The organism is Microbacterium sp. NPDC058021 (assembly GCF_042885955.1).
Taxonomy (GTDB): Bacteria; Actinomycetota; Actinomycetes; order Actinomycetales; family Microbacteriaceae; genus Microbacterium.
Genome location: NZ_JBHVRF010000002.1, coordinates 19382 through 44608, shown reverse-complemented (window position 1 = coordinate 44608; position 25227 = coordinate 19382). Strand labels below are relative to the sequence as shown.

The 25227-nt window shown below is 70.8% G+C and carries 22 protein-coding genes, 2 tRNA genes and 1 other RNA gene; 10 read left to right on the top strand and 15 right to left on the bottom strand.

Annotated features, from left to right (window positions below; translation table 11 throughout):
- The first annotated feature begins 51 nt into the window (after positions 1-51).
- A complete protein-coding gene (locus ACFVR6_RS03560) occupies positions 52-1521 on the top strand; it encodes an HNH endonuclease signature motif containing protein (RefSeq protein ID WP_386958909.1) in 1470 nt (489 codons plus the stop codon).
- Positions 1522-1618: 97 nt separating this feature from the next.
- On the opposite strand, the gene ACFVR6_RS03555 is transcribed toward ACFVR6_RS03560, so the two are convergent.
- The 4 genes from ACFVR6_RS03555 to def form a co-directional block, all read right to left on the bottom strand.
- Complete coding sequence (locus tag ACFVR6_RS03555; protein ID WP_386958907.1) at positions 1619-1912, bottom strand: hypothetical protein; 294 nt, start codon at positions 1910-1912, stop codon at positions 1619-1621.
- The gene (locus ACFVR6_RS03550) at positions 1909-2163 is read right to left on the bottom strand and encodes a helix-turn-helix domain-containing protein (protein WP_386958905.1); all 255 of its coding nucleotides are present in this window, start codon (positions 2161-2163) and stop codon (positions 1909-1911) included. Before ACFVR6_RS03550 ends, ACFVR6_RS03555 begins: the two co-directional genes overlap by 4 nt.
- Complete coding sequence (locus ACFVR6_RS03545) at positions 2163-2648, bottom strand: DUF2975 domain-containing protein (RefSeq protein WP_386958903.1); 486 nt, start codon at positions 2646-2648, stop codon at positions 2163-2165. Before ACFVR6_RS03545 ends, ACFVR6_RS03550 begins: the two co-directional genes overlap by 1 nt.
- A 71-nt stretch (positions 2649-2719) precedes the next feature.
- Positions 2720-3286 (bottom strand): peptide deformylase, encoded by a 567-nt coding sequence (gene def / locus ACFVR6_RS03540; protein WP_386958901.1) that lies wholly within the window; start codon positions 3284-3286, stop codon positions 2720-2722.
- A 45-nt stretch (positions 3287-3331) separates the two neighbouring features.
- On the opposite strand from def, the gene ACFVR6_RS03535 reads away from it, so the two are divergent.
- The 3 genes from ACFVR6_RS03535 (at position 3332) to ACFVR6_RS03525 (ending at position 5129) form a co-directional block, all read left to right on the top strand.
- The gene (locus ACFVR6_RS03535; RefSeq protein WP_386960227.1) at positions 3332-4357 is read left to right on the top strand and encodes a DMT family transporter; all 1026 of its coding nucleotides are present in this window, start codon (positions 3332-3334) and stop codon (positions 4355-4357) included.
- Between the two features lie 33 nt (positions 4358-4390).
- A tRNA-Ile gene (locus ACFVR6_RS03530) sits at positions 4391-4464 on the top strand.
- Between the two features lie 161 nt (positions 4465-4625).
- Positions 4626-5129, top strand: a complete 504-nt coding sequence (locus tag ACFVR6_RS03525) for a DUF3145 domain-containing protein (RefSeq protein WP_386958899.1) — start codon at positions 4626-4628, stop codon at positions 5127-5129.
- Between the two features lie 139 nt (positions 5130-5268).
- On the opposite strand, the gene ACFVR6_RS03520 is transcribed toward ACFVR6_RS03525, so the two are convergent.
- From ACFVR6_RS03520 to ACFVR6_RS03490, 7 genes are all read right to left on the bottom strand, one after another.
- Positions 5269-6507 (bottom strand): beta-ketoacyl-[acyl-carrier-protein] synthase family protein, encoded by a 1239-nt coding sequence (locus tag ACFVR6_RS03520; RefSeq protein ID WP_386958897.1) that lies wholly within the window; start codon positions 6505-6507, stop codon positions 5269-5271.
- A 50-nt stretch (positions 6508-6557) separates the two neighbouring features.
- Positions 6558-6806 carry an acyl carrier protein gene (locus ACFVR6_RS03515; RefSeq protein ID WP_386958895.1) on the bottom strand — a complete coding sequence of 83 codons (249 nt, stop codon included), beginning with the start codon at positions 6804-6806 and terminating at the stop codon, positions 6558-6560.
- A 73-nt stretch (positions 6807-6879) separates the two neighbouring features.
- Entirely contained in the window at positions 6880-7881 is a 1002-nt protein-coding gene (locus tag ACFVR6_RS03510) for a beta-ketoacyl-ACP synthase III (RefSeq protein WP_386958893.1), read from the bottom strand.
- A 2-nt stretch (positions 7882-7883) separates the two neighbouring features.
- Positions 7884-8795: an ACP S-malonyltransferase gene (locus ACFVR6_RS03505; RefSeq protein WP_386958891.1), complete on the bottom strand. Its 912-nt coding sequence runs from the start codon at positions 8793-8795 to the stop codon at positions 7884-7886.
- 96 nt (positions 8796-8891) lie between these two features.
- Positions 8892-10112 (bottom strand): PucR family transcriptional regulator, encoded by a 1221-nt coding sequence (locus ACFVR6_RS03500; RefSeq protein WP_386958889.1) that lies wholly within the window; start codon positions 10110-10112, stop codon positions 8892-8894.
- Between the two features lie 8 nt (positions 10113-10120).
- Complete coding sequence (aceE, locus tag ACFVR6_RS03495; protein ID WP_386958887.1) at positions 10121-12850, bottom strand: pyruvate dehydrogenase (acetyl-transferring), homodimeric type; 2730 nt, start codon at positions 12848-12850, stop codon at positions 10121-10123.
- A gap of 167 nt (positions 12851-13017) precedes the next feature.
- Positions 13018-13089: transfer RNA gene (locus ACFVR6_RS03490), tRNA-Val, on the bottom strand.
- 53 nt (positions 13090-13142) lie between these two features.
- Here ACFVR6_RS03490 and ACFVR6_RS03485 point away from each other — a divergent pair.
- Both ACFVR6_RS03485 and ACFVR6_RS03480 read left to right on the top strand, forming a co-directional pair.
- Positions 13143-13874 (top strand): zinc ribbon domain-containing protein, encoded by a 732-nt coding sequence (locus ACFVR6_RS03485; protein ID WP_386958885.1) that lies wholly within the window; start codon positions 13143-13145, stop codon positions 13872-13874.
- Positions 13875-13886: 12 nt separating this feature from the next.
- Positions 13887-15608: a bifunctional 3'-5' exonuclease/DNA polymerase gene (locus ACFVR6_RS03480; protein WP_386958883.1), complete on the top strand. Its 1722-nt coding sequence runs from the start codon at positions 13887-13889 to the stop codon at positions 15606-15608.
- Between the two features lies 1 nt (position 15609).
- Here the strand turns inward: ACFVR6_RS03480 and ACFVR6_RS03475 are convergent, their stop codons facing one another.
- Positions 15610-17388, bottom strand: a complete 1779-nt coding sequence (locus ACFVR6_RS03475; protein WP_386958881.1) for a DUF4012 domain-containing protein — start codon at positions 17386-17388, stop codon at positions 15610-15612.
- A 6-nt stretch (positions 17389-17394) separates the two neighbouring features.
- A complete protein-coding gene (locus ACFVR6_RS03470) occupies positions 17395-18093 on the bottom strand; it encodes a cell wall protein (RefSeq protein WP_386958879.1) in 699 nt (232 codons plus the stop codon).
- A gap of 151 nt (positions 18094-18244) precedes the next feature.
- Between ACFVR6_RS03470 and rnpB the strand changes: the two genes are divergently transcribed.
- An RNA gene (gene rnpB, locus ACFVR6_RS03465) (RNase P RNA component class A) lies at positions 18245-18605 on the top strand.
- A gap of 8 nt (positions 18606-18613) precedes the next feature.
- Here rnpB and ppgK read toward each other — a convergent pair.
- Positions 18614-19435: a polyphosphate--glucose phosphotransferase gene (gene ppgK / locus ACFVR6_RS03460; RefSeq protein WP_386958877.1), complete on the bottom strand. Its 822-nt coding sequence runs from the start codon at positions 19433-19435 to the stop codon at positions 18614-18616.
- Positions 19436-19505: 70 nt separating this feature from the next.
- Between ppgK and ACFVR6_RS03455 the strand changes: the two genes are divergently transcribed.
- From ACFVR6_RS03455 to ACFVR6_RS03445, 3 genes are read left to right on the top strand one after another with little or no spacing between them, the layout of a single operon-like run.
- Positions 19506-19736, top strand: coding sequence for an SPOR domain-containing protein (locus ACFVR6_RS03455; RefSeq protein ID WP_386958875.1), 231 nt, complete (start codon positions 19506-19508; stop codon positions 19734-19736).
- Between the two features lie 35 nt (positions 19737-19771).
- On the top strand, positions 19772-21109 hold the full coding sequence (gene glnA / locus ACFVR6_RS03450; protein ID WP_386958873.1) for a type I glutamate--ammonia ligase: 1338 nt from the start codon (positions 19772-19774) through the stop codon (positions 21107-21109).
- A 9-nt stretch (positions 21110-21118) separates the two neighbouring features.
- Positions 21119-24118, top strand: coding sequence for a bifunctional [glutamine synthetase] adenylyltransferase/[glutamine synthetase]-adenylyl-L-tyrosine phosphorylase (locus ACFVR6_RS03445; protein WP_386958871.1), 3000 nt, complete (start codon positions 21119-21121; stop codon positions 24116-24118).
- On the opposite strand, the gene arsB is transcribed toward ACFVR6_RS03445, so the two are convergent.
- Entirely contained in the window at positions 24109-25227 is a 1119-nt protein-coding gene (arsB, locus tag ACFVR6_RS03440) for an ACR3 family arsenite efflux transporter (RefSeq protein WP_386958869.1), read from the bottom strand. The genes ACFVR6_RS03445 and arsB overlap by 10 nt on opposite strands.

Below are 25227 nucleotides of genomic sequence, written 5' to 3'. Positions count from 1 at the left end.
CCTGGGGTTTGGATGGGTTCAGTGTCGGAGGGGGTCGGCAGAATTGGGGGTATGAACACCTCCTCGGTCAGCCCCCGCAGCGACACCCGGTCGCCGGGTGCGGTGCTGTCCGACCTCGCGGCCACGCGCCGGCGCATGGCCGCACTGCAGGCCGACGAACTGCAGCTGCTGGCGCGGATGGATGCCATCGCCGCGGAGCAGACCGCCCGGGTGCCGTCGTCGGCGGGCCGGGAACGGGAGATGCCGCTGCGGGCGATCGCTGCCGAAGTGGGCGCGGTGCTGCAGCGATCGGACCGGGTGATGCAGGACCGCCTGCACCACGCCACGGTGCTCGTGACAGGGTTCACCGCGACCATCGCGGCGTTGCGGGTCGGGCGGATCGACATGGGGCATGTGCGGTTGATTCAGGATGCCGGCGCGCGGATCGACGACCCGGAGGCTAGGGCCCGGTTCGAGCAGACCGCGCTGGTCGTCTGTGAGCGGGAGACCCCCGGGCGGGCGCGACCGATCGTGGCGATGATCGCGCAGAAACTCCACCCGGTCCCGTTGGAGGAACGCCACGCCGATGCCACCGCGCAGCGGCGGGTGTGGGTGCGTGACCTCGACGACGGCATGGCCGAACTCGCGGCGGTGCTGCCGGCGGTGCTGGCCTACGCGATTCGGGACCGGTTGACCGAGTACGCCCGGGAAATCACCACCGCGCGACGCAAGGCCGCCGTGGAGGCCGCCGCCGCGGGGCGGGCGGACCGCGACGGTGACGGTGACGCTGGCGCTGAGAACCCCGAGGACGGCACGGTCGAGACCGCACCCGCAGGCGCTGCAAGTGCCGACGCCGGGCCCACGAGCCCGGACGCTTCCGACACCACCACGCCCGACCCCGCCGAGATCGTCGCGACCGACACCCGCACCACCGACCAGGTCCGCGCGGATGTCCTCACCGATCTGCTGCTCACCGGCTGCGCCACCGCCCCCGCCAAGACCGGCGCCGTTGCCGACGGCGGAGCGATCACCGCGCACGTGCAAGTGATCATCCCCCTCGACACCCTCACCGGCACCGGAACAGCACCCGCCGAACTCGTCGGACACGGGCCCATCGACCCCGACACCGCCCGCCGCCTCGCCGCGACCGCCGAACTCTGGGAACGGATCTTCGCCTCACCCACCACCGGAGCCGTGCAACTGGTCGACACCTACCGGCCGAGCGCCGCACAACGACGACATCTCGACGCCCGCGACGAACACTGCCGATTCATCGGCTGCCGAAGACCAGCCCGCCACTGCGACCACGATCACACCCACGACGCCGCCCACGGCGGGCCGACCGCACTGTGCAACCTCGCGAATCTGTGCACCAGGCACCACCCGATGAAGCACGCCACCGCCTGGTGCGTGCTCCAGAAACTCCACGGCATCCTGGAATGGACCAGCCCCACCGGGCGTGTCTACCCCGACATCCCGCGACGGGTACTGGAGTTCACCGCCCTCGCCGCCGCCGATGCCTTCGAACCCGCGCCGTTCTGAACAGACACGGCCGACCGCCCGTCATGCCCGGCCTCGCCCCCGCGTGGCGGCGAAAGTCGCGGCGAGTGTGGCGGCGAGCGTGGCGCCGAGCCGTGCTCTACAGTGCGCGGAGCTTTTCCCGCAGCGGCTCGGCGACCTCGCTCACGAAACGGTCCTGCTGCTGGTCGCCCACCTGCACGATGGCGACATCGGTGAAGCCCGCGTCGAGGTACGGGCGCACGCTCTCGGCCAACTCGTCCAGGTCGGGGCCGCAGGCGATCACCCCGGACACATCCTCCGGGCGCCCGAACTGGGTGGCACCGGCGAAACCCGCGGGCGTGGGGAGGTCGGCGTTGACGGCCCATCCGCCGGCGAGCGGGGTTGCGACGGCGGACCGGATAAGGCAGGTCACGCGCTCGCGTCAGCGGGCTCCGCATCCGTCGACACGACCTGCTCGAGTCCCGGCTCCCAGCGCAGCAGGTCGCCGGGCTGGCATTCCAGCACCGCGCACAGCGCGTCGAGCGTGGAGAACCGCACCGCCTTCGCGCGGCCGTTCTTCAGCACCGCGAGGTTGGCCGGAGTGATGCCGATGCGCTCGGCCAGCATGGCCACCGACATCTTGCGACGCGCGAGCATCACGTCGATGTCGACGACGATCGGCATCAGATCACCTCGCTGAGCTCTGACCGCAGGCGCCGCGCCTCGGCCTCGCGCTCGACGGCCTGTGCCAGCAGCATCCGCAGCACGAAGACCACAAGCGCCACACCACCCACCACGAGTGCAGCCCCGCAGAGCAGCGCGACCACGCCCGGAGCCACCTCACCCGGGGCCAGCAGTACCGCCACGGCGAAGACGAGCACCGCCGCGCACAGGATCGCGCCGATGACGACGTCGACGTAGCGGAACGCCCGCGGAGTGAAGACGGATCCGCGCCGCACCATCGTCAGCAGCTGCCAGATGCACACGCCGCACACCTGCAGGCAGACGATGCCGAGCACGACGATCACCACGAAGGTCAGCCGTGCCCCCGGCGGCGCCGCGCCGAGGTCCGCCCACAGCAACGGCACCATCACGATCTCAACGAAGACGGAACCTGCGAATGCCACGGCCAAGACAGCCCGCAGCGCGAAGATCACCACCGCGCCCATCACCGCACCCCCTCGTGCATCGATCGGAATCTATCGAATAACGATAACTCCGTCGCGAGGGAAGCGGAAGGTCAACCCTCGAGGTCGTCGACTCCGGGCATCCAGCTCGCACCGGCGCGACCCCAGCCGCGCTTGCGGGCGATCTTCTGCACGGTCTTCCAGTCTCCGTCGTCCAGTCGGTCGACGTACAGGATGCCGTCGAGGTGATCGAACTCGTGCTGCAGGATGCGGGCACGCCAGCCGTCCACCTCGATGCGCACCGGCGCGCCATCGAGGTCGATGCCGGTGACCAGCACCTCCTCCGAGCGACGCAGCGGGAACCGCTCGCCGGGGAACGACAGGCATCCCTCGGACTCCTCATCGGGGTCGGGCGCGCCGGGCTCCAGCGGCCGCATCCACAGCTCGGGGTTGAGAATCACCCCGCGCCAGGGCTGGCCCTCGTCGTCCTCGTACGAGTACGTGAAGATGCGAAGTGCCACGCCCACCTGCGGAGCCGCCAGGCCGACGCCCGGCGCGGCATCCATCGTCTCGAACATGTCCTGGACGAGCTCGCGCACCTCATCGGTGATCTGCTCGACAGGGGCGGCGGGGGAGTGAAGGACGGGATCGCCCATGATGCGAATCGGAAGAACAGCCACGCCTTGAGCCTACCCAGGCGACTGTGGCGATATTGTCGAGTGGTGATGTGGGCGGGGAGTCTCGAGGATGTCGGCGATCAGCTCGTCGGCGCGTTCCAGAACCCTGGCCTGCTGCTGGGGATCCCGCTCGCGCTGGCCGGTGCCGTCTTCATGTCCTTCGGCGCGCAGTACCAGCACCGCGGGGTCGCGAAGGTCGAGCGCCTGAGCGGCAAGGACGGTTCGACCGGCCTCACCGGCGGTCAGCTCCGGCAGCTGCTGGCGCGCCCGTCGTGGGTGATCGGCACGCTGATGCTGGGCCTGGCCATCGTCTGCCAGCTCGGCGCCCTGGCCGTCGCGCCGCTGATCGTGGTGCAGCCGCTCGGTGCCGTCGCCCTCGTGATCACGACGCTGCTGAACGCACGGGTCTCCGGGCACGCTCCGACGAGGCGATCGATGCTGGCCATCGTCGCGTGCGTCGGCGGCATCTTCTCCTTCGTGATCGTCGCTGCCCTGTTCGCCACCGAGCAGACCGTCACGAGCCGTCAGATCGTCATCGTGCTCATCGTCCTGACCGTGATCGCGCTGCTGCTCGTCGGCTTCTGGCTGCTCGTGCGGCGGCGTCACGGCATCCGGGCGCTGTTCTACATCCTCGCGGCCGGCATCGTCTACGGCTTCGTCGCGACCCTCGCCAAGATCGTGATCAAGCGCATCCAGGCCGGTGACTTCGAGTGGCTCACCGTCCTGTGCGTCATCGCACTGCTGGGCGGCACGGCCCTCGGCGCCTACTTCGTGCAGACCGCCTATTCGTCCGGCCCGCCCGATCTCGTCATCGCGGGCCTCACCGTGGTCGACCCGATGGTCGCCGTCATGATCGGCCTGCTGGTCCTCGGCGAAGGTGCCGCGGTGCCGCCGTGGGGCTTCGTCATGTTCGGCATCTCCGGGGCCATCGCCATCTGGGGCGTCACCACGCTGGCGCGGTTCCACCCGCAGGTCATGTCCGAGAGCCAGGAACTGCCGTTCACACGCGGAAGCTCCGGCACCGCGGGCAGCGGCGCAGCCGGCGCCGGCGCGGGGGAGGACCCGCTCGTCTGAACGCGAGCAGCCTCGCGATAGGCTCGAACGCGAGGGGCGGTGGCCAAGCTGGTGAAGGCAGCGGGCTCATAACCCGACGATCGTGGGTTCAAGTCCCACCCGCCCTACGAGCAACTCCCTGTGCGCGCGGCCTCCCGCGGATATCCGCCGCATCACACACTTGTGATTCCGCGCGCGGGTCGGCGATAATGGCCGCAGCACAACCGAACAGCACGCCGGTACTCCGCATCAGGTCGTAGGGGAAGACGCACCTGACGAAGGAGAAATCATGGCGACACCACAAGCGCGCGGAGTGATCTTCATTCACTCAGCGCCGCGCGCGTTGTGCCCCCACCTCGAGTGGGCGGTGGGCCGAGCCCTCGGCCGTGCCGTCAGCTTCGAGTGGGCCGAGCAGCCCGTGCTCTCCGGCAGTCGACGCGCCGAGTTCTACTGGGAGGGGCCCGCCGGCACGGGCGCCGCTCTCGCGACGGCGATCCGCGGCTGGGAGCATCTGCGTTTCGAGGTCAGTGAAGATCCCACGCCTCGCAGTGACGGCGGCCGCTGGCTGCACACCCCGGGGCTCGGCATCCACTATGCCCAGACCGACACGGCCGGCAACGTCGTGATCGGCGAGGACCGCCTGCGCTACGCCATGGAGGTCGCCGCAGGCGACGCGTTCGAACTGCAGCGGGAACTGCAGGTCGCCCTGGGCTCCGCATGGGACGAAGAGCTCGAGCCGTTCCGCCACGCCGGCGACGATGTGCCGGTGGTGTGGCTGCACAAGGTCGGCTGACGGACGCAGACGGGCGCGCGGCGCGGGTATCGGACATCGGTGGGCACTCCCGGAGGCCGAGACAGCGTCCGCCCCGTCTGGCGAGAAAACGCCCCCGGATGCCATCGGCACCCGGGGGCGTGGTTTCTGGCTGCGCGGGTCAGGCCGTGCGGAACGCGGCGACCGCGTTGTGCCCGCCGAAGCCGAACGAGTTGCTGATCGCGAGGTGGTCGCCGTCGCCGAGGGGCATCGGTTCACCGGACAGGCGGAACGGCACTGCCGGGTCCTGCTCGGTGAGGTTGATCGTCGGCGGGGCCACGCGGTCGCGCAGCGCCAGCACCGTGAAGATCGCCTCGAGTGCGCCGGTGCCGCCGAGCAGGTGTCCGGTGGAGGCCTTCGTCGCCGACACCGGGATCTCGTCGACGCGCTCCCCGAACACCGCGCGCAACGCCTGGTACTCGTTGGGGTCGCCGACGGGAGTGGAGGTGGCGTGCGCGTTGATGTGCGTGACGTCGTCGGGTGAGGCATCCGCCTGCTGCAGCGCCATCTCCACGGCACGGGCGGCGCCGGCACCCGAGGGGTCGTTCGCGGTGATGTGGTACGAATCGGCCGTGACGCCGCCACCGGCGACGACGGCGTAGATCTTGGCGCCGCGGGCGCGCGCGTGCTCCTCGGTCTCGAGGATGAGCACGCCGGCGCCCTCGCCCATGACGAAGCCGTCACGGTCGATGCTCGCCGGCCGCGACGCGGTCGCGGGGTCGTCGTTGCGACGCGAGAGCGCCTGCATCGAGGCGAAAGACGCGATCGTGATCGGGTGGATCGCCGACTCGGTGCCGCCGGCGATCACGACGTCTGCCAGGCCCGATCGGATGTGCTCGACCGCGTTGACGATCGACTCCGTGCTCGAGGCGCAGGCGCTGGCGACCGTGCGCGCATACGCGCGGGCGCCGAAGTGCAGGGAGAGGTTGCCCGCCGCGGCGTTGGGCATGAGCATCGGCACCGTCATCGGCATGACGCGGCGCGGACCCTTCTCGCGCAGCGTGTCCCAGGCGTCGAGCAGGGTCCACACCCCGCCGATACCCGTGGCGAAGTCGACTCCCAGACGCTCGGGGTCGACCTCGGGCGCACCGGCATCCGCCCACGCCTCCATCGCCGCCACCATCGCGAACTGCGACGCGGGGTCCAGTCGCTTGGACACGGGGCGCTCCAGCACCGTGTCGGGGCGCACCGCCGCCTGCGCGGCGAAGGTGACCGGCAACTGGTACTTCTCGACCCAGTCGTACTCCAGCGTGCGCGCGCCTGATGCGCCGGCCAGCAGGGCCGACCAGCTTTCGGGCGCGGTGGCGCCGATCGGCGACGATGCGCCGATGCCGGTCACGACGATGCGGGGACTGCTCATGTGGTGCTTCCTCCGACGGAGCCGGTGGGGGCGCGAGGCCCCCACCGCGTTCAAGCCTGGTTGGACGTGATGTAGGTGACGGCATCGCCGACGGTCTTGAGGTTCTTGACCTCTTCGTCGGGGATGGTCACGCCGAACTTCTCCTCGGCGTTCACGACGATGGTCATCATCGAGATCGAGTCGATGTCGAGGTCGTCCGTGAACGACTTCTCCAGCGCGACCTCGTCAGCCGAGATGCCGGTCTCGTCCGTGATGAGCTCTGCGAGCCCGGCGAGGACCTCTTCGTTGCTGAATGCCATGGGTTTCTCCTGTTCTTCGGGGGTCTTCGACCCGGACGGGCCGCTGATCAGTTTAGAGTCGCGGTCGCGGCTCTCAGGGGAGCACGACCACCTGCGCGCCGAACACCAAGCCGGCGCCGAAGCCGATCTGCAGAGACAGACCGCCCGACAGTTCCGGGTGCTCCTCGAGCAGGCGATGCGTGGCGAGGGGGATGGATGCCGCGGAGGTGTTGCCCGTCGTCTCGATGTCGCGGGCGATCACGACCGACTCGGGCAGCTTCAGCTGCTTGGCGAACTCGTCGACGATGCGCATGTTCGCCTGGTGGGGGACGAAGGCGGCGAGGTCGTCGGCGGTGATGCCCGCGGCCTCCAACGCCTGACGGGCGACCTTGACCATCTCCCACACCGCCCAGCGGAAGACCGTCGGACCTTCCTGACGGAGGGTCGGCCAGGGAGCCTTGCCGTCGCGGAAGTCGACGAGCGTGTGGTTCATGCCCACCGCGTCGGCCTTCGAGCCGTCGGAGCCCCAGACGGTCGGACCGATGCCGGGGGTGTCGCTGGGGCCGATGACCACCGCGCCCGCGCCGTCACCCAGCAGGAACGAGATGGAGCGGTCGGCGGGGTCGACGATGTCGCTGAGCTTCTCGGCGCCGACGACGACGGCGTAATGCGCGGCGCCAGCGCGGATGAGGGCGTCGGCCTGCGCGACGGCGTAGGCGAATCCGGCGCACGCGGCGTTGACGTCGTAGGCCGCGGCGGGGTTGGCCCCGATGCGGTCGGCGACGATGGCCGACACCGACGGGGTCTGCTTCGGGTTCGACACGGTGGCGACGATGACGGCGTCGATCGCGGCCGGGTCGACGCCGGAGCGTGCCACGGCCTCGGCGGCGGCGTCAGTGGCGAGCTCCACCGCGGTGGTCTCCGGGACGGCGCGCGTGCGCGTGATGATGCCGGTGCGCTGGCGGATCCACTCGTCACTGGAGTCGATGGGACCGACGAGGTCGTCGTTGGGCACCGACAGCTCGCCGCGCGCTGCGCCGTAGGCGTAGATGCGGGTGTGCGCGGCGCCGGAGGACTGGTTGAGGGTTGCGCTCATGATCATGCTCCCAAGAGCGCCGCAGCTGCGGCGAGGTCGTCCGGTGTCTTCACTGCCACCGTCGGCACACCGCGCAGGGCGCGCTTGGCGAGCCCGGTCAGCGTACCGGCGGGGGAGAGTTCGATGATCCCGGTCACGTCGTGGTCGGCGAAGGACGCCATGCACAGGTCCCAGCGCACCGGCGACGCCACCTGCGCGACGAGCAGATCGAGCGCTTCGCGACCGCCCGTCACGGTCGAGCCGTCGTGGTTCGTCCACAGCGTCAGCGCCGGGTCGTGGGGCTGCACGTCGGCCGCGGCGACGCGCAGCGTCTCGACGGCGGGCACCATGTACCGCGTGTGGAAGGCGCCGGCGACCTGCAACGGAATCACGCGGGTGGCGCGCGGCGGGTCGGCGGCGAGCTCCGCGAGTGCCGGGAGGGCGCCGGCGGCGACGAGCTGTCCGCCGCCGTTGTAGTTGGCTGCGGTGAGGTCGAGTTCACCCAGGCGCGCGACGACGGCATCCTGGTCACCGCCGAGCACGGCACTCATCCCGGTCTGCTCCTGGGCGGCGGCGTCGGCCATCGCGCGGCCGCGGATGCCCACGAGGCGCATGCCGTCATCGGCGGTCAGCACACCGGATGCCACGAGAGCGGTGATCTCGCCCACCGAGTGTCCCGCCACGCCACCGGGGGCGGCGGGAGCGGCATTCTGGAGCGCGGCCCACGACAGCAGACCTGCGGCCACGATGAGCGGCTGGGCAACGGCCGTGTCGCGGATGCGGTCGGCATCCCATTCGGTGCCGGCGGCGACGAGGTCGACCCCCGCGGCATCGGACGCCTGCGCGAGACGGTCACGGGCTCCGTCGAGCTCGAGCCAGGGGGAGAGGAACCCCGGGGTCTGCGAGCCCTGGCCCGGGAAGACGGCAATGATCACTTAACCCATCCTGCCAACATCGACGCGACGCCCTCTGGCGAACGCGTCACAAGAAACGAAAAAAGCCTTGTACGAACGATACAAGCTCAGCGGGGTTCAGGCGTGCTGCCGGCGATGCGGAGTCGGGCGCCGACGGGTGGCATCCGTGCCGATCGCGCCGAGGACCAGTGCGGTCTGCAGGATGAACGCCTCGCGGGGGCCCGTCGCGTCCCAGCCGATGACGTCGGATACCCGCTTGAGCCGATAGCGCACGGTGTTCGGGTGCACGAACAGCTCGCGCGCGGTCGCCTCGAGCGACCGACCGTTGTCGAGGTAGCTCCACAGCGTCGCAACGAGATCGGTGCTGTGCGCCAGCAGCGGCCGGTAGATGCGCTCGACGAGCGTCTGCTTCGCCACGGGGTCGCCGGCGAGGGCGCGCTCGGGCAGCAGGTCATCGGCCTCGACGGGCCGAGGCGCGTTGCGCCATGCACGAGCGACGGCGAAGCCCGCCAGCGCGGCGCGGGCGCTCTGGCTCGCTTCGACGAGCGCGGGAACGGCCGGGCCGAGCACGAGGTACCCGGGGCCGAAGCACGGCTCCAGGCGCTGCGCGATCTCGGAGAACGGCAGCTCGTTCTCGGGCGCCTCCTCCCGGCCGGGCGGCTCGGAGCGGCCGATCACGAGCACGAGGCGCGAGCCCTGCACACCGATCAGCACGTCGACGTCGAGCTTGCGGGCGGTGCGACGCACCTGGTCGACGTCGAACTGCGGCGGCGTCGTGCCCACGAGCACCGCCACCTCGCCGTGACCGTGCCACCCGAGGGCGGCGATGCGACTGGGCAGTTCCTCGTCGGTCTCACCGGTGAGGATGGAGTCCACGACCAGCGCTTCCAGGCGGGCGTCCCACAGTCCGCGCGCCTCCGCAGCCCGCGCGTAGACGTCGGCCGCGGCGAACGCGACCTCCCGCGAGTACAGCAGGATCGCCTCGCCGACGTCCTCGCCCCGGCCCGCGACCCGCTCCTCGGTGACGGCGACCGTCACCCGGATGAGCTGCAGCGTCTGGGTCAGACTCACACTCCGCAGCAGTTCGCGGGGAGCCGCGGCGAAGATGTCCGCAGCGATCCAGGGGGTCGAGGTGGGGTCGTCGTACCACTGGATGAACGACGTGATGCCGGCCTGGGCCACCAGGCCCACCGCCGACCGCCGCGCCGGCGGCATCTCCGCGTACCAGGGGAGCGTGTCCTCCAGGCGCTTGATGGTCGCCGTCGCGAGATCGCCGGAGATGCGTCGCAGCCAGGCGAGCGTCTCGGCTTTCTCTGCAGCGGTCGGGCGGGGGGCCATGCGGTCGATCAGCTTTCGCCGCCCGCGTTGCCGCTGGTGCCGGCGGTGACGTCGTACAGGCGGTACTTGTCGATCGCCTGCGCGGACAGGCCGCGGTCGACGGCGCCTTCCTCGGCCAGCGCCTGCAGCGTCCGCACCACGATCGACGGGCCGTCGATCTTGAAGAAGCGGCGCGCGGCGGGGCGCGTGTCGGAGAAGCCGAAGCCATCGGCGCCGAGCGTGGCGAAACGCTGCGGAACCCACGGACGGATCTGGTCCTGAACGGCGTGCATGAAGTCGCTGACGGCGACAACCGGACCCTGCGCGTCGCGCAGCTTCTCGGTGAGGTACGCCGTGCGCGGCTCCTCGGTCGGACGCAGGAAGTTGTGCTCGTCGGCGGCGAGGCCGTCGCGGCGCAACTCCGACCACGAGGTGACCGACCAGACGTCGGCGATCACACCCCAGTCGTCCTTGAGCAGGTTCTGAGCCTCGAGCGCCCACTGCACGCCGACACCCGACGCGAGCAGCTGGGTGCGAGGACCCTCACCCTCGCCGACCGAGATGCGGTGGATGCCGCGGACGATGCCGTCGACGTCGACACCCTCGGGCTCGGTGGGCTGCACGTACGGCTCGTTGTACACCGTCAGGTAGTACATGACGTTCGGGTCGGGGTGGTTCCCGCCGTACATGCGGTCCAGACCCGTGCGCACGATGTGGGCGATCTCGTACCCGAAGGCCGGGTCGTAGGAGATCGTCGCCGGGTTGGTAGATGCCAGCAGCAGCGAGTGACCGTCGGCGTGCTGCAGACCTTCACCGGTGAGCGTGGTACGCCCGGCGGTCGCGCCGATGATGAACCCGCGCGCCATCTGGTCGCCGGCGGCCCACTGGGCGTCGCCGGTGCGCTGGAAGCCGAACATCGAGTAGAAGATGTACACCGGGATGAGCGGCTCGCCGTGCGTGGAGTACGACGTCCCCACGTTGGTGAACGCCGCCACGGCGCCCGCCTCGTTGATGCCGACGTGCAGGATCTGGCCCTGCGGGCTCTCCTTGTACGCCAGCAGCAGTTCGCGGTCGACCGAGGTGTAGTTCTGGCCGTGCGGGTTGTAGATCTTCGCCGTCGGGAAGTACGCGTCCATGCCGAACGTGCGCGCCTCGTCGGGGATGATCGGCACGATGCGGTGACCGAAGTCCTTCGCCCGCAGCAGGTCCTTCAGCAGACGCACGAAGGCCATGGTCGTGGCGATCTCCTGCGTGCCGGAGCCCTTCTTCGGCAGGGCGTAGGCCTTGTCGTCGGGGAGGGTGATCGGCACGTGCGTCGTACGACGCTCCGGCAGGAACCCGCCGAGGCTCCGGCGACGCTCGACCATGTACTTGATCGTGTCGTCCTCCATGCCGGGGTGGTAGTACGGCGGCAGGTAGGGGTTCTCTTCGAGCTGCGCGTCGGTGATCGGGATGCGCATCGAGTCGCGGAAGTGCTTGAGGTCCTCGAGCGTCATCTTCTTCATCTGGTGGGTCGCGTTGCGTCCCTCGAAGTGGTGACCGAGACCGTAGCCCTTGATGGTCTTCGCGAGGATGACCGTCGGCTGACCCTTGTGGGCCTTGGCGGTCTTGTAGGCCGCGTAGACCTTCTGGTAGTCCAGGCCGCCGCGGCGGAGCTTGCCCCAGATGTCGTCGTCCGACCAGTCCTCGACCATCTTGGCGGTGCGCTCGTCGCGACCGAAGAAGTGGTCGCGGATGAACTTGCCGTCCTCGGCGCGGTACGTCTGGAAGTCGCCGTCGGGGGTGGTGTTCATGAGGCGCACGAGGGCGCCCTCGTCGTCCTGCTGCAGCAGCTCGTCCCAGCCACGACCCCAGACGACCTTGATGACGTTCCAGCCGGCGCCGCGGAAGAAGCTCTCGAGCTCCTGGATGATCTTGCCGTTGCCGCGCACCGGGCCGTCGAGGCGCTGGAGGTTGCAGTTGACGACGAAGGTGAGGTTGTCGAGTCCTTCGTTGGCCGCCACCTGCAGCTGACCGCGGCTTTCGACCTCGTCCATCTCGCCGTCACCGAGGAAGGCCCAGACATGCGAGTCCGAGAGGTCCTTGATGCCGCGGTTGGTGAGGTACTTGTTGGTCATCGCCTGGTAGATCGCGTTGATCGGGCCGAGGCCCATCGACACGGTCGGGAACTGCCAGTAGTCCGGCATCAGGCGCGGGTGAGGGTACGACGGCAGGCCGTGGGGCGCCTTCGAGGCTTCCTGACGGAACCCGTCGAGCTGCTCGGTGCTGAGTCGGCCCTCGAGGAACGAACGGGCGTAGATGCCGGGGGAGGCGTGACCCTGGATGAAGATCTGGTCGCCGCCGGACGGGTCGTCGAGGCCCCGGAAGAAGTGGTTGAAGCCGACTTCGTAGAGCGAGGCCGACGACGCGTACGTCGAGATGTGCCCACCCACGCCGATGCCGGGTCGCTGCGCGCGGTGCACCGTGATGGCGGCGTTCCAACGGATCCAGCGGCGGTAGCGGCGTTCGAGCTCCTCGTCACCGGGGAACTCGGGCTCGTTGTCGGGCGCGATGGTGTTGATGTAGTCCGTCGTCGGGACCTGCGGCACATTCAGCTGCAGTTCGTGCGACTTCTGCAGCAGGCTCAGCATGATCTCGCGGCCGCGGCCGGAGCCTCGGGAGTCGACGAGCTGCGAGAGCGACTCCTGCCACTCCGCGGTCTCCTCGGGATCGCTGTCGAGAGCCTCTTGCGAGTACGGATCCTGATCGTTGACAGTCACGGAAGACCTTTCTCGTATGGCAGATCGTGCCAGGAACTCACGACGCGGCTCGTGCGGGCCTTGTCAGCACCTCACAACACGCCATCGTTCAGCCTACCCACTCGGTAGGCTCCTGTGGCCTCCACCGGTGCAACGTCGGACCGTCGCCGAGCAGGCGAGGAGGTGTGTGGCCGGTACCAGGATCGAACTGGTGACCTTCTCCGTGTAAAGGAGCTGCGCTACCGCTGCGCCAACCGGCCACCAGTCATCCTAGGCCTCGGCCGGGCCGACCGACGGGAGGTAGGTTGGACACGTGAACGCCAGCCCCGCCGACCAGCGCCGACTCCTCGACATCGCCGACCTCGACGCCCGCATCGGCCAGGCCGAGCGCATGCGCGCCCAGCCGCCGCAGACCGCGCGCGTGAAAGAGCTGATGGCGCAGCGTCACGCCTACCAGCAGGAGCTCTCGCGCATGCTGGGCGTCCGCGACGACGCACGCACCGAGCTCTCCCGCATCGAATCCGACGTCGCCGTCGTCGAGGCCCGCAGCAATCGCGACGCCCAGCGCCTTGCGACCAGCGCCAATGCCAAGGAGGCGCAGGGCCTCGAGAGCGAGATCGCGTCGCTGGCCAAGCGCAAGAGCGCGCTGGAGGACGCCGAGCTGGAGATCATGGAGCGCCTGGAGCGCTGCGACGCCGACGTGGCGGCGCAGGAGGCGCTGATCGCGCAGACGAACGAAGAGGGCGCCCGACTGTCCGGTGAGGCCAAGGCCGTCGTCGCCGAGGCCACCGCCCGCATCGACGAGGCCACGCGCGACCGCGCCGCCATCGTCGCCTCGCTCCCCGCCGAACTCGTCGCCCTCTACGACCGCACCGCGGCGCGCTCGACGGGCGCCGCTCTGCTGCGGCGTGGCACGTGCGAGGCCTGCCGCATGGTGCTCTCCGGCACCGACCTGCAGCAGCTGCGCGAGACCGCGGCGGATGCCGTCGTCATGTGCCCCGAATGCGGTGCCATCCTGGTGCGCACGGAGGAGTCCGGCCTGTGACCGCCGTGTCCGGTGGCCGGGACTGACCGCACGCCGACGTGGGTCGTCGTCGGCCGCACCGCCGACGGCACCACCGCCGTCCGGCTGGATGACGCCGGCGCCGAGATCGATCGCCGCACCATCGCCGATCTCACCGCCTGGGTCGCCGAAGTCGAGTCGACCGCCGCGCCGCGCTGGGTCTGGAACGACACCCCGACCTGGTACGACTCACTGCTGGTCGCGGGCGTGCGTGTCGCCCGTTGCCACGATCTGCGGCTGAGTCACGCGATCCTTCGCGACAGCGCGTCGGTCACCGACGCCACGGCACTGCGTGCGGCCCATGCGTGGGATGCCGCGGCGAGCGACGTCACCGACGTGGCGCCGACCCTCTTCGACCTCGACAAGACCCCGGGCAGCGCCCTTCCGGACTCCCTCGAAGACGTGCTGGCGGAGTTCCATCGCCAGCGCACGGCGCTGGAGGGCGCGCAGGACCGCGGCCGACTGCGGCTGCTGATCGCAGCGGAGTCCGCCGGCGCGCTCGTCGCAGCCGAGCTGCGCGCCGCAGGCCTGCCGTGGGACGCAGCCGCCCACGACGCCCTGCTCACCGAGATGCTGGGCCCGCAGCCCGCGCCCGGCGGGGTGCCGCGCGAGCTCGAGCGCGCGGCGACGCGGGTACGCGACGCGCTCGGCGACCCGGGCGTGTCGCTGGACTCGCAGCCGAAGCTGCTGCGGGCGCTGCATCGGGTCGGCGTGCTCGCCCAGTCCACGAGCAAATGGGAGCTGTCCGAGTACGACCACCCCGCCATCGCCCCGTTGCTGGAGTACAAGCGCCTCGCGCGGCTCATGAGTGCGAACGGCTGGGGGTGGCTGGGGGAGTGGGTCCACGACGGGCGCTTCCGCCCGGTCTATGTTCCCGGCGGGGTCGTGACCGGCAGATGGGCCTCGTCCGGCGGCGGCGCGCTGCAGTTGCCGCGTCAGCTGCGCGACGCCGTGCGCGCCGACCCGGGGTGGGTGCTCGTTGTCGCCGACGTCGCACAGCTGGAGCCTCGCGTGCTCGCGGCGATGGCGGGCGACACGGCGCTGGCCGACGCCGCCCGCGGCCGCGACCTGTACGCCGGCATCGTCGACCGGGGGACGCTGCAGACCCGCGCCGAGGCGAAGATCGCCATGCTGGGCGCGATGTACGGTGCCACGACGGGTGACAGCGGCCGCCTCGTGCCGGCGTTGCGACGGTCGTTCCCGCGCGCGATGGCCCTCGTCGACGAGGCCGCCCGCATCGGCGAAGACGGCGGCATCGTCACCACCAGGCTCGGCCGCACCTCACCGCCGCCGTCACCGCAGTGGCGTGCCGCTCAGGCGCGCGCCGGCGAACCGGACGCGACCGAGGCCGACGAGACGCGCGCCCGGCGCTGGGCACGTGATCGCGGGCGGTTCACCCGCAACTTCGTCGTGCAGGGCACCGCGGCCGAGTGGGCGCTCGCGTGGCTCGCCGACCTCCGCGGCCGGCTCGCCGCGCTCCCGCCGGTTCCCGAAGCCGACGCCGCACCGCGTTCGGGCCCCGCGTTCGGTCGCCGCGCGCACCTGGCGTTCTTCCTGCACGACGAGGTGATCATCCACGCACCGGCGGCGCAGGCGGATGCCGCGGCGCGCGCCGCCGCGGATGCCGCTCAGACCGCCGCGCGTCTGCTGTTCGGTGCGTTCCCCCTCGATTTCCCGCTCGACGTGCGCATCGCCGCGACCGCGCAGAAGGACTGAGTCAGCGGCAGTCCACGGGCGCACCGGTGGTGACGCCCGGGGCGTTCAGCATCGGCGTGTGCAGCAGCGTCGGGGACGCATCGCCCGGCTCCGGGGCGGTGAAGCGGAACGACAGCGTGTTGACTTCGCCGGGGGAGAGGTTCACCTGGGCCACGACCGTCGGGAACCCGACATCGACGGCATCCACCGCCGGTTCGGCCACCTCGTTCTTCTGCACGGCGCCGACGAACCAGCCGGCCGGCGCGGCCACCGACACGTTCGTGCCGATGTCACCCCACGCGGTTCCCCACAGGCCGCCGCCGGTCATGCTGAGGGGCAGGCCGGGAAAGGCATCCCCGGGCGCGCTGCTGCTCATCGTGAGGGTCACGTCGACCTCGGCGCGACCGTCGGCGCGGCAGACGGCGGCGCCGGTGGCGATGTCCACGTGCAGGAAGCTGCCCATCTTGCCGCCGGTCGCGTCGTTGAAGTACACCGCGAATGCGTCGCCGCCGGCGGCGCGATGGCGCGCTGCGGGGCCCGCGAGCACCGTCTCGGCGAGCACCGCCTGCTCCTGCGCGTGGGCGCTCCACAGCGACACCCGGCCTTCGGCCACCGGCCCGGCCAGGGCGCGCGTCCACGCCATCGCGTCGACTCCGCCCGCACTCAGCCGCTGGAACAGGGCCCGTGTCGCCGACTGCAGGAACACCGTCTGGGCGGCCGGGTCCAGGGTCAGATACGGGTCGACGAGCAGCCGCTGCACGAGGTTGTCGGCTGCGAGCGACGACCCGTCGGGCAGGGTGACGGGCCCCGTCACGGCCAGCAGGGCCCGCACGACGAGGGGATCGATCGACAGCACGGCATCGGGTGCGGCGCCACCGCGGTCCTGCCACCAGCGGGACGCGAGGGTCGCGGTGAGCGTGAAGTCGGTGGTCATCGAGGCGTTCTGCACGAATCGGCCGACCACGTCGCCGTAGAGCGCCGTCGTCCCGGCGGGCACGTCGGCGACGGGGGCAGCCGTGTGCGCGAACTCGCTGGAGTCCGCCTGATCCACCAGGCTCACGCGCCCGCCGTCCGCGGTCAGCAGCGCGAAGGACCCGGTGATGCCGCCGCCGCTGCGCAGTTCCGCATTGTTCTGGATGACCACGAGAACGGTGCGCGGTCCGTCGGCGCCGAGGATGCCGGGGAGCACCGCCGTCGCATCCGCGAGACCGGTCATCACCGGCTCCGCCGCTGTCACGGCGTCCTGCAGCGCCGCCACGCCCCGCGTCACCGGCGGCAGCAGCAGTGCCGCCGCGTCGATGTCGCCGAGCGTGCCGTGCGCCGTCACCAGCGCAGCGGCGGCCCGCGCGATCGGTGCGTGTGCGGCGGCCAGCGCGGACACGTCAACGAGAGCGTCCTCGTTGGGCGCGGCGAGCGACAAGGCGGCATCCGCCACCTGCACCATCTCGCCGACCACGGCATCGGTCTGGCGGGCGACCGCGGCCACCGCGGCGAAGTCGCCGCCGATGAGCGGCATGGTCTCGGCCACCGCCCACAACGGGTCGGCAACGGCGTCGGCGGCGGCATGCGTGTCGGCCCGCAACCCGTCCAGCGCACCGCCGAGCCCCGCCAGATCTTCCACTTGAGCCGCGGCCGACAGCGTCGGCACGGCTTCGGCGACCTGGCTCAACCCGAGCGCCGCCGACGCGACGCGGGTGGCGAGCCAGCCGAGGGCCAGCAGGAGCAGGCACAGCATGAGCACACTGCCCCACACCCAGCCCCGCACCGACCCGCCGCGACGCGCACGCGCGTTGCCGGTCATGTCTGGTCAGCTTCGCCGGCGACGCAGCAGCAGCAGACCCGCGCCGCCGAGCACGATCACACCGCCCCCGATGGCGAAGGGCACGAGCGCGCCGAGCGCGCCGCCGGTGACGGCGAGACCTGCGGCCGCGACCTGCGCCCCCGAGACGCAGTCGGGGCTCGCGGGTGGATACGCCAACGGCACCGCCAGCTGCGGGTTCACGTCGAGAACCGCGGTGATGTCGCCGCGGGTCCAGGCGAAGTTGTCGCTCGTGGGCACCCACGTGCCGTCGACGTACTCCCAGCCCGGCCAGCCCGCCGCGTCGCCGTTCGCGTCCACGGTGGCACCCGGCCACAGCACGCGCCCCGACAGCCGGTTGTCGACGAGTTCGCCGAGGGTCAGCGTCGTACTGTTCGCGCCGTCGCTGAGCGTCAGGGTGACGGTGCGGGTGGCGACCTGTGCGTCGGGATCGGTGAGTTCGACGGCGTACTCGATCCATGGCACGTCGCGTGCGCACTCGCCCACCGCGAACGAGCCCGCCAGCGTCGGCTCCTCGGGCTGTCGCGGCGTATAGCCGTCATCGCCCGGATCCGGCGCCGGCGTCGCCGCCGACATCGCGGCGACACCCGGTGGCGCCGCGGTGCCGACCGTGACCGCCGACGCCGCCGACGGCACACCGAGAACAACGAGCGTCGCTAGAGCGATCGCAGCACATGATGCACGCATGTCATCACGCCTCCCCAAAGGCTGATGGCGGGCACCCCCGTGCCCATTCCCCAATGGGGCGAGGCTAGCGCACTCGGGTGAGGGCGGCAACGAGTCGGATGGTGCGCGGCCGGGAGGCGGTCCGCAGCGCGGCTAGACTCGGGAGCGCGAATGGGTCGGCCGGACGGTCGCGTAGCGGGAAACCGCGCCGAGGAACGTCCGGGCTCCACAGGGCAGGATGGTGGGTAACACCCACCCGGAGTGATCCGCGAGACAGTGCCACAGAGAGCAGACCGCCGGGACGCGAGTCCCGGTAAGGGTGAAAGGGTGGTGTAAGAGACCACCGGGGTCGTGGTGACACGACCCGCAAGGTAAACCTCGTCCGGAGCAAGGCCAGACAGGGGATGACGACGCGGCCCGCCGAGTCCCCGGGTAGGCCGCTGGAGCGGCACGGCAACGTGTCGCCGAGAGAGATGACCGTCGACGGGGCTTCGGCCCCCGAACAGAACCCGGCGTACAGGCCGGCCCATTCGCCCTCTCGTCAGTTCGCGGTGGCGTCCACCAGCGTGTCGGCAACGCCGGCCACGGCATCCGTCCCGTCGCTTGCCAGGGCGAGGGCCGCGGCACCGATGATGCCGGCGTTGTTGCGGTGCACGGCGGGGACGATCGGCGTCGTGAGATCCAGCAGCGGCAGGAACTGGTCGGCGTGCTTGGACACGCCGCCGCCGACGATGAACAGGTCGGGGCTGAAGAGGAACTCGACGTGGCTGTAGTACCACTGCAGGCGCGCGGCCCACTCCGGCCAGTCCAGCTGATCGCGCTCCATCGCCGAGTAGGCGGCGAACGCCTCGGCATCCGTCGCCTCGCCCGCACGCTGCAGGTGGCCGAGCTCGGAGTTGGGGATCAGCACGCCCTCATGGATCATCGCCGAGCCGATGCCGGTGCCGAGCGTCGTGAGGATCGTGAGCCCCGAGACGCCGCGGGCAGCGCCGAAGCGCAGCTCGGCGACGCCGGCGACATCGGCGTCGTTGGCGAAGTGGATGTCGCGGCCGAGGCCGTCCTCGAAGAACTTCTCCGCCTCGAAGCCGATCCACGTGTCGGCGACGTTCGCGGCCGACAGGGTGCGCCCGTGCTTCACGATCGCGGGGAAGGCGACGCCCAGCGGCACGTCCGCGTCGGCGACGCCGAGGGTGTCGAGCACGACGCGCACGGCGGCCAGCACGTCGGCGGGCTCTGCCCCCTTGGGGGTCGCCACCTTCACGCGGTCGCTCAGCAGAGAACCGGACTCGAGGTCGACCAAAGCCCCCTTGATGCCGGTTCCACCGATGTCCACTCCGACTGCACGGGTCGCGTTGGTCGCCATGGTCCCAGCCTATCGAGCCTGCCGAGGGGCCTCGTAGGATCGGCCGTGCAAACCGATGAGGGAGTGGATCATGACGAGCGATGCCGAGAAGTACTGGTACAACCTCACGACCGGCAGGGTGGAGCGCGGTTTCGAATCGCCCGCGATCGATCGCGCCGGCCCGTTCGACACCGAGGAGGAGGCAGCGCGCGCCCCGCAGCTGCTCGCGGAGCGTTCGCGCGCGTGGGCTGAGGAGGAGTCGCGTGAAGACTCGTGGGGAAGCGGCTCCCCGGGAACCGGGACGGGTGCCGACGACCAGTAGGCTGGCCCCAGGCGACACCCGCCGGAGGGGATGCGATGGACAAGCAGCGTGACTTCGTACTGCGCACGATCGAGGAGCGCGGCGTCAAATTCGTCCGCCTGTGGTTCACCGATGTGATCGGAACCCTGAAGTCGGTCGCGATCGCACCCGCCGAGGTGGAAGGGGCCTTCACCGAAGGCCTCGGCTTCGACGGTTCGGCCATCGAGGGGCTCACCCGCTCCTACGAATCCGATCTGCTCGCCCACCCGGACCCGACGACGTTCCAGATCCTGCCGTGGCGCGGTGAGATCGACCCGACGGCGCGCATGTTCTGCGACATCACGACGCCCGACGGCCAGCCGGCTGTCGCCGACCCGCGGCACGTGCTCAAGCGCACGCTCGCGAAGGCCGCCGATGCGGGGTTCACGTTCTACACGCATCCCGAGATCGAGTTCTACCTGCTGAAGTCGTCGTCGTACGGCGCCGAGGGACCGGAGCCGGTGGATTCCGCCGGGTACTTCGACAACGTCCCCGGCGGCACCGCGCACGACTTCCGTCGCCGCTCGGTGCGGATGCTGGAAGACCTCGGCATCTCGGTGGAGTACAGCCACCACGAGGGCGGTCCCGGCCAGAACGAGATCGACCTGCGGTACGCCGACGCGCTCGCGACCGCCGACAACATCATGACCTTCCGCACGGTGGTCAAAGAGGTCGCCATCGAGCAGGGCGTGTACGCCACGTTCATGCCGAAGCCGCTCAGCGGCAAGCCCGGCTCGGGGATGCACACGCACATGTCGCTGTTCGAAGGCGACATGAACGCGTTCTACGAGGAGGGCGCGCAGTACCAGCTCTCCCGCACGGGCCGCCAGTTCATCGCGGGACTGCTCCACCACGCACCCGAGATCACGGCGGTGACCAACCAGTTCGTCAACTCGTACAAGCGACTGTGGGGCGGCGACGAGGCCCCCAGCTTCATCTGCTGGGGTCACAACAACCGCTCCGCGCTCGTGCGCGTGCCGATGTACAAGCCGCACAAGGGCCAGTCGTCCCGGGTGGAGTACCGCGGCCTCGATTCGGCGGCCAACCCCTACCTCGCCTACGCGCTCATGCTGGCCGCGGGCCTCAAGGGCATCGAGGAGGGATACGAGCTGCCTCCCGAGGCCGAGGACAACGTGTGGTCGCTCACCGACGCCGAGCGCCGCGCACTGGGCTACTCGCCGCTGCCGGCGAGCCTCGACAGGGCGCTGGAGCGCATGGAGGAGTCGGAGCTGGTCGCCGAGACCCTCGGCGAGCAGGTGTTCAACTACGTGCTGCTCAACAAGCGTCGCGAATGGCAGGAGTACCGCTCGCAGGTCACGCCGTTCGAGCTGAAGAGCAACCTGGAGATGCTCTAACCCTCGCGCATGGCCACGAACGAACGCTCGTCCGCGCTGACCGATCTGGCGCGCCGAGGATTCACGCGACTGGCCGACGCCGATGCGCTGTTCGCCGAGCTCGAGGACTGCCTCGGGGTGCAGCGGACGACGCTCGTCGCGCACGCGGAGGCCGCGGCCGATCCGAACGGGGCGCTGGATGCCCTGACTCGCGTCGCGCGGCGCGATGCGGCGCCGGTGCGGGCGCTGTTCCAGCCCTCCGGCTCCGCGCGTGCAGCGTGGGCGCTGCTGGGCGCATCGACCGGGTTCGGTGAGTTCTTCCTGCGGCATCCCGCCGAGCTCGAGCACCTGCCCTCCGGACCCGGCACCCTCCCGACCGCGGACGAGCTACGCGCGAGCCTGTTGCAGGCGGTGGGCGCCGATGAGGGCTTCGCCGCGCAGGGGGACGATGCGGCGTGGGTGGCCCTGCGCGTGCGGTACCGGCGCATGCTCGCCCGCATCGCGGTGTTCGACCTGCTGAGCCCCGATCCCGAAGAGGTGCTGGCCGCGGTCGCCGCGACGCTGGCGGATGCCGCGGGTGCGGCCCTGGAGGCCTCGCTGTGCGTCGCGCGCACGCGGGTGAGCGGCCCCACCGGCCCCGGCCTGTTCTCGCGGGAGCACGTCGCTGCGACGCAGCTCGCGATCATCGGCATGGGCAAAGCGGGCGCACGCGAGCTGAACTACGTCAGCGACGTCGACGTCATCTTCGTCGGCGGCGCCGACGACGCCCTGCTCACCGAGCTCGGTGAGAGCCGCGCCATCGACATCGCCACCCGCCTGGCGGTGCTCACGATGCGCGGCATCTCGAGTGTCGAGATCGAACCTCCCCTCTGGGAGGTCGACGCGAACCTGCGCCCCGAGGGCACGCAGGGTGCGCTCGTGCGCAGCCTCGACTCGCACCTGGCCTACTACGACCGGTGGGCCAAGAGCTGGGAGTTCCAGGCGCTACTGAAGGCCCGCCCGCTCGCCGGCGACCCCGACCTCGGGGCGCGCTACGTCGCCGCGGTGCAGCCGAAGATCTGGACGAGTGCGGCGCGCGAGAACTTCGTCGACAGTGTGCAGCGCATGCGCGAGCGGGTCACCGAGCACATCCCCGCCGAAGACGTCCCGTACCAGCTCAAGCTCGGGCCGGGCGGCATCCGGGACATCGAGTTCACGGTGCAGCTGCTGCAGCTCGTGCACGGACTGGCCGACGAGGCCATCCGGCAGCGGGGGACCCTCGACGCCCTCGACGCCCTCGTCGCGGAGGGCTACATCGCGCGCGCCGACGCCGCCGTCTTCGCCCGCGATTACCGCGTGCTGCGTGTGCTGGAGCATCGCCTGCAGCTGCGCGGGCTCAGCCGCACGCACCTCATGCCCCGCACGCCGGAAGGGCTGCGGGAACTCGCCCGCGCCTCGCACCTGGCCGAAACCAGCGAGGGCGTGTGGACGCTGTGGGAGTCGGTCAAGCGCGAGGTGCGCGAGATCCACGTGCGCCTGTTCTACAAGCCGCTGCTGTCCGCCGTCGCCGCCCTCCCCGCCGAGGAGCAGGCGCTGTCGATGGCGCAGGCCCACGACCGTCTCGCCGCGATCGGCTTCCAGGACCCCGCAGGAGCGCTGCGCCACATCGGCTCCCTCACGAGCGGCCTGAGCCGCAAGGCGTCGATCCAGCGGCACCTCATGCCGGTGATGCTGCGGTGGTTCGCCGACGGTGTGGATCCCGATTACGGCCTGCTGGCGTTCCGGCGCATCAGTGAGCGACTGGGGGACACCCCCTGGTTCCTGCGGATGCTGCGCGACTCGTCGGGCGCCGCCGAACGCCTCACCCACGTGCTGTCGGGGTCGCGATACGTCGGCGAGCTGATGGAGTGGATCCCCGAGTCGGTCGCCTGGCTGGACTCCGGCGAGCAGCTGCGCCCGCGTGCCGGTGTCGTGCTCGAGGAGGAGGCGCGGGCCATCCAGGCACGCCACACCACGATCGAGGACGCGATGCGGGCCGTCCGGGCGCTGCGGCGACGCGAGCTACTGCGGCTGGCGATGGCATCCATGCTCGAAGACCTCACGATCGAGCAGATCGCCCACGCGTTGACCACCGTCACCGAAGTGACGATCCAGGCGACGCTGCGCGCGGTCCGCCGCGAGGTGGTGCCGCCGGAGGATGCCGAGCTGGACTTCTCGGTGATCGCGATGGGCAGGTTCGGGGGAGCGGAGCTCGGTTTCGGCTCCGACGCCGACGTGCTGTACGTCTATCGCGCCAACGGGGTCGACCCGCAGCGTGCGCACCAACTCGCCCTCAAGCTCGTCGCCGGCCTGCGCGCCCACTCCGAGGACAACCGCGTGCCGCTGGACCTCGACGCGGACCTCCGGCCCGAGGGCCGCAACGGGCCGCTCGTGCGCTCGCTCGACGCCTACGAGGAGTACTACCGCCGGTGGTCGGTGTCGTGGGAGGCCCAGGCGCTCCTGCGCGCGCGGGGCGTTGCGGGAAGTGTGAAGCTCATCGACGCGTTCACGAGGGTCGCGGACGTCGTGCGCTATCCGGAATCCATCGACCCGCAGGCGGTGCGCGAGATCAAGCGCATCAAGGCGCGTGTCGAGAACGAGCGGCTGCCACAGGGCGCCGACCGCTCCCGGCATCTGAAGCTCGGGCCGGGGTCGCTCAGCGACGTGGAATGGCTCGTGCAGCTGCTGCAACTGCAGCACGCCCACGCCCTTCCTGGGCTGCGGACCACCTCGACGATGGCCGCCCTGCAGGCCGCCGTCGAGGCGGGTCTTGTTCCGGATTCCGCGGCGGAGCGGCTCGCCCAGGCGTGGCGGCTGTCGAGCCGCCTGCGCTCGGCCAACACGCTGCTGTCGGGGCAGACGAGCGACATCCTGCCCACCGACCGGCGGCGCCTGGACGGGATCGGCCGACTGCTGGAGTACCCGCCGCGGTCGGCGACCCGCGTCGAGGAGGACTACCTCGGCACCACACGGCGCGCGCGTCGGGTGTTCGAGAAGCTCTTCTACGGCTGAGCGGCCACCGCTCGCGGGGATTCGCTCGCGTCAACCCGCGGCGCCCCGGCCCCGCGCGGCTCGGCGACGAAGACTCGCGGACGCAGCCAGAGCGCCACGTAGACCAGTCCCACGAGCACGGGCACCTCGATGAGCGGGCCGACGATGCCCGCGAGCGCCTGACCGCTCGCGGCGCCGAACGTGCCGATCGCCACCGCGATCGCCAGCTCGAAGTTGTTGCCCGCGGCGGTGAACGCGAGCGTCGTCGTGCGCTCGTAGCCCAGGCCGATCGCCTTGCCCGCGAGGAAGCCGAGCCCGAACATCACCGCGAAATAGGCCAGCAGCGGCACCGCGATCCGCGCGACATCGAGCGGCTGCTCGATGACCTGCCGCCCCTGCAGCGCGAACAGCAGGACGATCGTGTACAACAGGCCGCCGAGGGCGAGCGGGCCGACTCTGGGCAGGAAGACGGTCTCGTACCAGTCGCGTCCCCGCCGTCGTTCGCCGAGCGTCCGGGAGAGCATGCCTGCCACGAGCGGAATGCCGAGGAAGACCAGCACGCTGATCGCGATGGCCCAGACCGAGAAATCGGCGCTGGTGGTCTGCAGGCCCAGCCACGCGGGCAGCACCTGCAGGTAGAACCAGCCCAGCGCGGCGAACGCGATCACCTGGAAGACCGAGTTCACCGCGACGAGGAACGCCGCGGCATCACGGTCGCCGCAGGCGAGGTCGTTCCAGATGAGCACCATCGCGATGCAGCGGGCGAGCCCCACGATGATGAGTCCGGTGCGGTACTCCGGAAGGTCGGGCAGCAGCAGCCACGCGAGCGCGAACATGAGCGCGGGGCCTACGAGCCAGTTGAGGACCAGTGAGGACACCAGCAGGCGCCGATCCTTTGCGACGACGGCCGCCGACCAATAGCGCACCTTCGCCAGCACCGGGTACATCATCACCAGCAGACCGAGCGCGATGGGCAGGCTGATCGAGCCGACGGATGCCGCGTGCAGCAAGTGCCCGAACCCCGGCGCGAACACCGCCAGCCCGAGACCGGCGGCCATCGCGAGCAGGATCCACACCGGCAGCAGGCGGTCCAGCGTCCCCAGCCGAGCCGGGCGCGCGTGAGGCGCCAC

What these genes read in the sequence shown, in the direction of transcription:
- ACFVR6_RS03470 (WP_386958879.1), bottom strand. Translation starts at nt 18,093, where the DNA reads ATGCGTGCATCATGTGCTGCGATCGCTCTAGCGACGCTCGTTGTTCTC.
- ACFVR6_RS03535 (WP_386960227.1), top strand. Translation starts at nt 3,332, where the DNA reads ATGTGGGCGGGGAGTCTCGAGGATGTCGGCGATCAGCTCGTCGGCGCG.
- ppgK (WP_386958877.1), bottom strand. Translation starts at nt 19,435, where the DNA reads ATGGCGACCAACGCGACCCGTGCAGTCGGAGTGGACATCGGTGGAACC.
- ACFVR6_RS03550 (WP_386958905.1), bottom strand. Translation starts at nt 2,163, where the DNA reads ATGCCGATCGTCGTCGACATCGACGTGATGCTCGCGCGTCGCAAGATG.
- ACFVR6_RS03525 (WP_386958899.1), top strand. Translation starts at nt 4,626, where the DNA reads ATGGCGACACCACAAGCGCGCGGAGTGATCTTCATTCACTCAGCGCCG.
- ACFVR6_RS03500 (WP_386958889.1), bottom strand. Translation starts at nt 10,112, where the DNA reads ATGGCCCCCCGCCCGACCGCTGCAGAGAAAGCCGAGACGCTCGCCTGG.
- ACFVR6_RS03455 (WP_386958875.1), top strand. Translation starts at nt 19,506, where the DNA reads ATGACGAGCGATGCCGAGAAGTACTGGTACAACCTCACGACCGGCAGG.
- ACFVR6_RS03520 (WP_386958897.1), bottom strand. Translation starts at nt 6,507, where the DNA reads ATGAGCAGTCCCCGCATCGTCGTGACCGGCATCGGCGCATCGTCGCCG.
- ACFVR6_RS03560 (WP_386958909.1), top strand. Translation starts at nt 52, where the DNA reads ATGAACACCTCCTCGGTCAGCCCCCGCAGCGACACCCGGTCGCCGGGT.
- ACFVR6_RS03445 (WP_386958871.1), top strand. Translation starts at nt 21,119, where the DNA reads ATGGCCACGAACGAACGCTCGTCCGCGCTGACCGATCTGGCGCGCCGA.
- ACFVR6_RS03510 (WP_386958893.1), bottom strand. Translation starts at nt 7,881, where the DNA reads ATGAGCGCAACCCTCAACCAGTCCTCCGGCGCCGCGCACACCCGCATC.
- glnA (WP_386958873.1), top strand. Translation starts at nt 19,772, where the DNA reads ATGGACAAGCAGCGTGACTTCGTACTGCGCACGATCGAGGAGCGCGGC.
- ACFVR6_RS03545 (WP_386958903.1), bottom strand. Translation starts at nt 2,648, where the DNA reads ATGGGCGCGGTGGTGATCTTCGCGCTGCGGGCTGTCTTGGCCGTGGCA.
- ACFVR6_RS03515 (WP_386958895.1), bottom strand. Translation starts at nt 6,806, where the DNA reads ATGGCATTCAGCAACGAAGAGGTCCTCGCCGGGCTCGCAGAGCTCATC.
- ACFVR6_RS03475 (WP_386958881.1), bottom strand. Translation starts at nt 17,388, where the DNA reads ATGACCGGCAACGCGCGTGCGCGTCGCGGCGGGTCGGTGCGGGGCTGG.